Annotated in this window: 7 protein-coding genes; 4 read left to right on the top strand and 3 right to left on the bottom strand. The window is 61.8% G+C overall.

Annotated features, from left to right (window positions below; all coding sequences use genetic code 11):
* Window positions 1-4 precede the first annotated feature (4 nt).
* Window positions 5-634, bottom strand: coding sequence for a DUF47 domain-containing protein (locus ACILSQ_RS28945; RefSeq protein WP_395747185.1), 630 nt, complete (start codon window positions 632-634; stop codon window positions 5-7).
* Window positions 635-821: 187 nt separating this feature from the next.
* A complete protein-coding gene (locus ACILSQ_RS28950) occupies window positions 822-1,169 on the bottom strand; it encodes a P-II family nitrogen regulator (RefSeq protein WP_184344828.1) in 348 nt (115 codons plus the stop codon).
* Window positions 1,170-1,375: 206 nt separating this feature from the next.
* Here ACILSQ_RS28950 and ACILSQ_RS28955 point away from each other — a divergent pair, with 206 nt between their 5' ends.
* The gene (locus ACILSQ_RS28955; RefSeq protein ID WP_395747186.1) at window positions 1,376-2,305 is read left to right on the top strand and encodes a hypothetical protein; all 930 of its coding nucleotides are present in this window, start codon (window positions 1,376-1,378) and stop codon (window positions 2,303-2,305) included.
* Here ACILSQ_RS28955 and ACILSQ_RS28960 read toward each other — a convergent pair.
* On the bottom strand, window positions 2,295-3,359 hold the full coding sequence (locus tag ACILSQ_RS28960) for a substrate-binding domain-containing protein (protein WP_395747187.1): 1,065 nt from the start codon (window positions 3,357-3,359) through the stop codon (window positions 2,295-2,297). The genes ACILSQ_RS28955 and ACILSQ_RS28960 overlap by 11 nt on opposite strands.
* 110 nt (window positions 3,360-3,469) lie before the next feature.
* On the opposite strand from ACILSQ_RS28960, the gene ACILSQ_RS28965 reads away from it, so the two are divergent.
* From ACILSQ_RS28965 to ACILSQ_RS28975, 3 genes are all read left to right on the top strand, one after another.
* Window positions 3,470-4,159, top strand: a complete 690-nt coding sequence (locus ACILSQ_RS28965; RefSeq protein WP_395747188.1) for a type 1 glutamine amidotransferase — start codon at window positions 3,470-3,472, stop codon at window positions 4,157-4,159.
* 108 nt (window positions 4,160-4,267) lie between these two features.
* Window positions 4,268-6,235 carry a TonB-dependent receptor plug domain-containing protein gene (locus ACILSQ_RS28970; protein WP_395747189.1) on the top strand — a complete coding sequence of 656 codons (1,968 nt, stop codon included), beginning with the start codon at window positions 4,268-4,270 and terminating at the stop codon, window positions 6,233-6,235.
* 13 nt (window positions 6,236-6,248) lie between these two features.
* Window positions 6,249-6,719: a molybdopterin-dependent oxidoreductase gene (locus tag ACILSQ_RS28975; RefSeq protein WP_395747190.1), complete on the top strand. Its 471-nt coding sequence runs from the start codon at window positions 6,249-6,251 to the stop codon at window positions 6,717-6,719.
* The last annotated feature ends 1,325 nt before the right edge of the window (window positions 6,720-8,044 follow it).

The following is an 8,044-nucleotide window of genomic DNA, read 5'->3' on the forward strand; positions in this document are numbered from 1 at the left end:
GCGTTCAGGAGTTCTTTAACACGATGTGGGCCACCACGTTTCCGGCGTCACGGCAGCGGTCCACCACCTTCTCCATCAGGTCGTAGAGGTCCTTCAGGATGATGACCCTGACCGCGTCCTTTTCCGCGGTGTAAAGGTCACGCAGGCAGTCCACCATCAGCTTGTCCGCCTCGCCCTCGACCTGCTGGATCTTTTCATTCAGGTCTTTGACGCGTTCCAGATGCAGCTTTCTGCGCAGCTCAATGACCATGGTGAGAACGACTTCGGCCGCCGCGTCCATCAGCTTCACCTGCCGGGAGAAATCCGCCCCGGTCAGCCGGCCCTGGCAGATCAGCAGCCGCTCGGCGATTTTTTCGACCGTCTTGGGAATCTTGTACAGCGCATTGGAGAGGGCCTCGATGTCCTCCCGCTCCAGCTCCGTCACGAAGGTCTTGCACAGCGCCTCGTCGATCTGCTGGGTGATCTTCTTGTCCTCACGCCGCGCTGCGACGAAGGCGTCCAGGTTCTGCGGGGCGGTGGCATCGGAAAGCAGCTTGTGCAGGGACTGGACGCTCTGCCGGGCATGACTGGCGCTGGATTCCAGCAGATCATAAAACACGTCTGATTTGCCGAGTATTTTTTGAAAAGAAATCATGATGGGAAGGCCCGCCCGTGGACGGGGCCGCAGTTAGAGCGAGCAGCCCCAGGGCTGTCAAGACAACCAGACCGCGCCAATGTGACGAAACCGTCACAATTATTCCCTCCCGCAGAACGACAAAAAACCCACCAACGGCGGAACCGAGGGTGGGTTTTTTGTAGATTGGCAGTTTTGGGGGGGGAAACTAGCTGCTGGACACAGCATCAGCGCCACGCTCGCCGGTACGGATGCGGATGGCGTCAAGCACCGCGCTGACGAAGACCTTGCCGTCACCGATCTTGCCCGTGTTGGCCGCCTTGACGATGGCGTCAACCACAGCGTCGGCCCGGCTGTCGTCCACGACGACCTCAATCTTCACTTTCGGGAGGAAATCGACGGTGTATTCACTGCCACGGTAGATCTCGGTATGGCCCTTCTGGCGGCCAAATCCCTTGACCTCCACAACAGTCATTCCCTCGACTCCGACTTCAGAGAGCGCCTCTTTGACATCCTCCAGTTTGAACGGTTTGATGATCGCTTCGACTTTTTTCATGGTTAACGGCAATTAGTAGTGTGGTTCACGAATTGCAACGATCAGAACCGTGGGAAGATGTTTTTTCCTGGTCCAATCTTTTGCGAATGGAGGTTTAAGCCGGAAGCGTGCCAACTCCCCAGTTCATTTCTTTCCCATGCCGAATTCCGCTCCTCCTTAGAGGAGTGCCGTATTGCAAACCTCCGGCCTCTCGCTTACCTCGCCCCATGCTCCGCACTGCCGCGCTTCTGGCCTTCTCCTTCTTTTGCCTCTCGCTGCCATCCCCGGCCCAGGACGGCGCGGTGGAGCTGAAGCTGCGCTGGGTGCCCGGCATGACCTACCTCCAGGAGTCTGATACGGAGACCACCAACTTTCTCACCGTCCTTGGCAAGGCCACGGACCAGAAGCTGAGCCTGCAGCAGACCACTTCCATCACCGTCAAACAAAACGCCTCCGGCCAGACCGAGGCCGCCGTCCTCATCCAGTCCCTCGTGGGTGAAATGAGCTTTGAAGGCAAAAACTACGCCTTTGACTCCAAAAATCCCGGGTCCTCCAGCCCCCAGCTCCGGCAGACCCTGGGCGGTGCCGCCGGCAAGGGCTTCACCCTCGTTTATAGCGACAAGGGCGAATTCCTCGACGCCAAAGACCTCGGCTCCATGGTCACCGGCGATGTCGAGCCTGATCTCACCTCCATCGCCACCGCCCGCCAGCTCGCCGCGCTCTACCGCCGCTCCCTGGAGATGGGCCTGCCCAAAATCCCCGTCCGCCCCGGGGACAAATGGATCACCGACGAGTTCGTCGTCTTCCCCCAGGCCGGTACCGTTCAGGTGAAGCTGAACGCCAAGTTCGACGGCATCGTGGACCGCGAAGGCCACCGCCAGGCCCAGATCTCCTTTGAGGGCACCATGAAATCCCGGCCTGACAAGGACAGCCAGGGGCGCGAGGTCACCACCGAGCGCCCCGTCACCCTCGGGGACAATTCCAAGGCCAACGGCCACGTCTTCTTTGACCTCGAAACCAAGACCATCTCCCTGGCCGTCTTCGCCGCCTCCATTCAGCTCAAAGTGGAGGGCAGGCCCATGCCCGTCCATCAGCAGGTCACCACCCGCCTCGTGTCCATGAAGCCCACGGCGGAGGCCCAGCCGGTCAAACCGTGATCAGCTCGCCCATGTGGGCCGCGTCATAGCCGGGCAGCTCGCCGATCAGCCGCCGGTGCGCCTGGCTGCGCAGCAGCCGGATGAGCGCCTGAACCCGCGGGTCACGCTCCATCGCGGCAGAAAAGCAGAGGTCGAGCGACTCCTTCCGCACCGGCAGAAAACGCAGCCCGGCATCCTCCGCACAGAGCCTCACGCACACCCCCGCCTCCGCCCAGCCGCCGCGCACCGCCTCCACCACCGCCTGATGACTGAACATGACGTGCCTGGAGGACTGCGGCTCGCCGAGCAGATCCTCCAGACACTCGCGTGCCGCCGAGCCCGGCTCGCGCACCGCCCAGCGGCGCACCTGCCGCTTGCAGGCCGAAATGGTCCGTGTGTGGTTCAGCGCCGGCAGCGCGATGCCCTCCTGCCATTCCGCGATGCGCAGCAGGCGGTAGCCGCCGCCGAGTTTTTCCCGCACGGTCTGCGCATTGAGTTCCGGCTCCTCCTTGGTGGAGCGGTGCAGCGCCGCCACATGCACCAGCCCCTGCTGCAGGAGCCCCAGCGCCGCGCCGCCGCCCCGTGTGAAGGCCAGCAGCCGGAAGCCCGAAGCCGCCGCGTATTCCGCCGCCAGCAGCCCCGCCGCGGGGTCACAGCCGGCCAGCACCAGCGTCTGCCGGGGATCCCACGCGCCGCGCTCATTGAGCACCTTCTCCCGGCAGAAGCCGTCATGCGCCCACGAACTGCCCGCCAGCGTCTCCACCGGATAAAGCCACCTGCAGCCGCCGACCTCCGCCTCCCAGTACCGGTCCTTCCCCAGCAGCGGTTCCCAGGCCCAGGCCACCTCTCCAGGCTGCGCGCCGCCGCTCCCCGGCCCGAACAGCTCCTCCACACTGCAGTCGAGCGCCTGCGCCACCGCCAGGGCCGCCGTGACGGAAGGCGTCAGCCGCCCCGCCTCAATGGCGCTCACGGAACTGCGCGGCATCCCCGCCCGCACCGACAGGTCATCCTGCGACCAGCCACGCGCCCTGCGCCGCGCCGCCACGGGATGCTGCATTGATCTGGCCGCTGACATGATGCTGTCAAAGTGCGGTGGAATCCCAGCGGAGTCAATCCGCCAGCAGCATGGCCTCCACTCTCTGTTTTGCACCCGCGCGTACTTCGCTTAACAACCAGCCGCTCCCTATGAACGTCCACATTCTCCAGCACGTCCCCTTTGAAGGCATCGGCAGCATGGAGCCCTGGCTGCGGGAGCGGGCGGCCAGTCTCAGCAGCACCCGTTTCTTTGAACCCTGGACCCTGCCCGCCATTGACAACCTGGACCTGATCATCGCCATGGGTGGGCCCATGAGCGTGAACGACGAGGCCGAGCTGCCCTGGCTGGTGGATGAGAAACAATTCATCCGCGACGCCATCCAGCGCGGCGTCCCGGTGCTGGGCATCTGCCTGGGCGCTCAACTCATCGCCAGTGCCCTCGGCGCCCGTGTTTACCAGGGAAAACAGCGCGAGATCGGCTGGTTTGACATCGAGGCTGTGCCGCACGCCGGCTCCGCCTTTGCCTTTCCCAAAACCATGCGTGTCTTCCACTGGCACGGCGAGACTTTCGACCTGCCCGCGGGCGCGGTCCATCTCGCGCGGAGCGCAGCCTGCGAACATCAGGCTTTTCAGGTCGGGGCAAACGTCATCGGCCTGCAGTTCCATCTGGAAACCACGCCCCAAAGCGCCGACGCCATGATCACGCATTGCAGGGATGAACTGGTGGAGGCCGCCTTTGTGCAGTCGGAATCCTCGCTCCGGGCCGTGCCTGCGGCCTCTTATGAGCGCATCAACTCCCTGATGGGAGAGGTTCTGGACTACCTTGTGGGGCCCGCCTGACCGGCCATGCCGGTGAATGAATGCTTTTCATGCCGGAGATGAACCTTCCGACGGCGATGCCTGGTCTTTTTGCTTGTGACATTATCATGTCTTAATTATGACATGATCATGTCATTCCCACGCTTTCTCCCCTCGTTGTTTTTGACGGCTTGTCTTTCCGCCGCATTGCAGGCTGCGGAGCCTCAGCCATTTGAACTCGGGGAGGTCGTGATCACGGCCGATGCGGAAACCGGCGCGGATGCGATGGCCAGCCGCATCCGCGCTGACGACATCCGCAAATTTGAACGAAAGGATCTATCGGAGGCGCTGCGGCTCAGCCCCGGCGTGATCACCAACAACAACGGCCCCCGTAACGAAGCCGGCGCCTATGTGCGCGGCTTTGATCTGCGCCAGACCCCCATCTTCATCGACGGGATTCCGGTGTATGTGCCTTATGACGGCTACGTGGACCTGCAGCGCTTCACCACGGCGGACGTGGCGGACATCAAGGTGTCCAAAGGTTTCAGTTCCGCGACCTATGGAGCCAACACGCTCGGCGGCGCGATCAACATCGTCACGCGCAAGCCGCAAAAGGCTTTTGAAGGGGACCTGCTTGGCGGCTGGATGCAGCAGGGAGGCTATCAGTCCGCTCTGAATGCCGGCTTCCGCAACGAGCACTGGTACCTGCAGCTCGGCGGCTCCTTTTTGTCCCAGCACAGTTATCCCATGTCGAAGAGCTTTGCCCCGACACCCAACGAGAATGGCGGGAATCGTGACAACGCCTACCGCCAGGACTGGCGGGTGAGCGCCAAAATCGGCTACATGCCGAACAAGACGGATGAGTACGCGCTGGGCTATATTTTGCAGCGCGGGGAGAAAGGGAACCCGGTGTATGCGGGCACGCTGCCGCCAGCGCAGCAGCCCCGGCGGTACTGGCAGTGGCCGGAGTGGGACAAGCAGACGGTTTATTTCATCGGCCACACGCAGATCAACAAAAGCAGCTACATCAAGGAGCGCCTGTACTTTGACCGGTTCATCAACTCGCTGTTTGCCTACAACAACGGGAACTACAACACGCAGAACCCGCCCGCTGGCTTCCAGAGCTACTACGACGACTACACGCTGGGCGGCAGCCTGGAGCTTGGCACGAAGCTGACCGGGGAAAACACGCTGAAGGCGGCGCTGCACGGCAAGTTTGACCGGCACAAGGAGCACAATGCGGGAGCGCCCTACTACACCTTTGAAGACGTAACCTCCTCCTTCGGGCTGGAGGACACCCATCAGTTCACCAGCCGCTTCAGCGTGACCGCAGGGGCCAGCTATGACCGCCGCAGCGTGATCGAAGCGGTGGACACCAACACCGGCAGTCCCCTGGGCGGCAAGACTTTCTCGGCGCTCAATCCGCAGATCGGCTTCTTTTACAAGCTGCCGGAACACGGCACCTTCCACCTCACCGTGGCGCGCAAAAGCCGCTTTCCCACCATCAAGGACCGCTACTCCTACCGGCTGGGCGCCGCCGTGCCCAATCCTGACCTGCAGCCGGAGCACGCGATCCATTACGACTTCGGCTATGACGGTGATCTCACCAAGAAGCTCTCCATCCATGCCAGCCTTTTTGCCGCCATGGTGGACAACACCATCCAGACGGTGGCCAATGTCACCCCCGGTGTGTTTCAGCTTCAAAACGTGGGCAAATCGCAAAACCTCGGCACGGAACTCGGCTTCACCTACAAGCCCTGCAGCGCCATTGAGCTGGGCACGAACTACACCTACCTGGACCGCAAGAACATCAGCCAGCCGAATGTGAAGCTGATCGACACGCCCAAGCACGCCCTCTTCGCCTGGACGGACATCCGCCCGGTGGAGTGGCTCAGCCTCATTCCGAGCGCCGAGTACAACAGCTCGCGCTTCTCCCTCTCCAGCGGCGCCGGGGTGGGTGCTTACGCCCTGCTCAATCTCAAGATCGCCATCCGTCTGCCGGGGCAGACCACGCTGAGCTTTGGAGCCCACAACCTGTGCGACCGCAACTACGCAATCACCGAAGGCTACTACCTGGCCGGACGGACCCTGTATGCGAACGTGCAGGTGAAATTTTAACCCCAATACCGCAATGCGACTGCTGCTCTTCCTCGCCTTTGCCGCCCAGATCTCCGCCCAGACACTGGAGGTGTCTGGCGAAGTGGAAAAACCACTCAAGCTCACCTCCGCGGATCTGGAACTGCTGCCGCATCAAACCATCGATGCGACGGAGCATTCCGGAGAAAAGGCGCAGTTCACGGGCGTGCCGTTGCACCAGATTCTCAAGAGCGCGGGAGTGCCGATGGGTGAGCAGATGCGCGGGCCGGCGCTGTCACTGTATGTGGTGGTGAGCGCCTCGGACGGCTACCAAGCCGTGTATGCGCTGCCGGAGCTGGATCCGCTGGCGAACGAGGGCCCGGTGATTCTGGCGGAGCAAAAAAACGGCAAGCCACTGGATGCCGCCACGGGGCCGCTGCGCATTGTGATGCCCAGGGAAAAACGGCATGCCCGCTGGATACGGCAGGTCATCAAGATTGAGGTGAGACGGGCCGCGAAGCCATAAATCAACATCGGGAGCGGCACCCGGCAGGCAGATGCGATCCCGTTGACATGAGGCGGATGCGCTGGCGGCGGCGGTGGTGAGTTTTGTGAAGGGGCAGTCGTGGCAAGCGGGGGATGCGATGCGGCATGGAATCGATGGGTTGCAGCAGTTGCAGCAGTTGCAGCAGTTGCTGCAGGGGCAGCGGGTCGGGGAGGGTGATGGGGGTGAGTGTGGCAGCGAGTGGGGAGTGATTCAGCAGCGCTTGTAAAGGCCCGGTTGAGGCTAGGGCAACGTGCGGACGCAGGAAGGGGTATGGACGGTCGTGGAGCGGACGGAGGGGCGCTGCGCGCGCCAACTTAGGCTACGACGCTCCTATATTTGTAGTTTATTATCAATGGTTTGAGGTAGGGTTGTAAATTAAATGCCTGGCATTTAGTTTGAGTTCCGCAGAGCCCAGCGTAAGGCAGAAATTGGGGGTGCTGCCTACTGTCGCGGATGCGTTTTCAGGAGGTCGGACCGGGGACATCTGTGCTGCTATTTGAATAAATTAAATGCCTGGCATGAATGGCACTCGGTTAAGGCAGGGGATCGTGGTTTTCGGTGCTGCGGTGCGCAGGCGTACAGCGGAGCGTATTGCAGACGCTGCTGGCACCCGGCAGACTCCGGCGAAGCGATGGGTTTGCTTTCCGATTTGCATGCGGTAACCCAGGGTCGCCTCGCTTAGACTCGGCTGACCCTGGGCTATAATCCGCAGCCCTTTCAGGGCTGGCGCGAGAATGGCCGCAGTCGTGGCAAAGAGAGATTCTACTGTCGAAGACGCTATGCGATGGGGGGTGCAAGACTGACGACGCACGGCCTTAACCGAGTGCCATTCATGCCTGGCATTTAGTTTGAGTTCGCGCAGCCCAGCGTAAGGCAGAGGCAGAAATTGGGGGTGCTGCCTACTGTCGCGGATGCGTTTTCAGGAGGTCGGACCGGGGACATCTGTGCTGCTATTTGAAAGGATGCTGGGGCTTGAGTGCCCTTGGATCAGGGAGCTGAAGGCGGGCGCAGACAGGGGTCTGAGGGTTATTGCGTGAGTTTTGGGTGGTGGAGACTGCCCAGATGCCGCACATGGAATGTGCGGACCACTTCGCTGGTGCTTATGCGGCGCCTTATGGATCTTTTCCAGCCACATGGCTGACCTGTGATGGTTTACGACACCCTATCGGGTAGGAGGCGGGGTTGCCCCCGCCGTCCTCCCACACCACCGGACGTGCGGTTCCGCATCCGGCGGTTGAGATGAAGAGTTTATGTTCATGGTCGGACCTGACGTTGCCAACGTTGGATGGTTTCGAGCAGGAACA

Source organism: Prosthecobacter sp. (assembly GCF_044227185.1).
GTDB lineage: Bacteria > Verrucomicrobiota > Verrucomicrobiia > Verrucomicrobiales > Verrucomicrobiaceae > Prosthecobacter.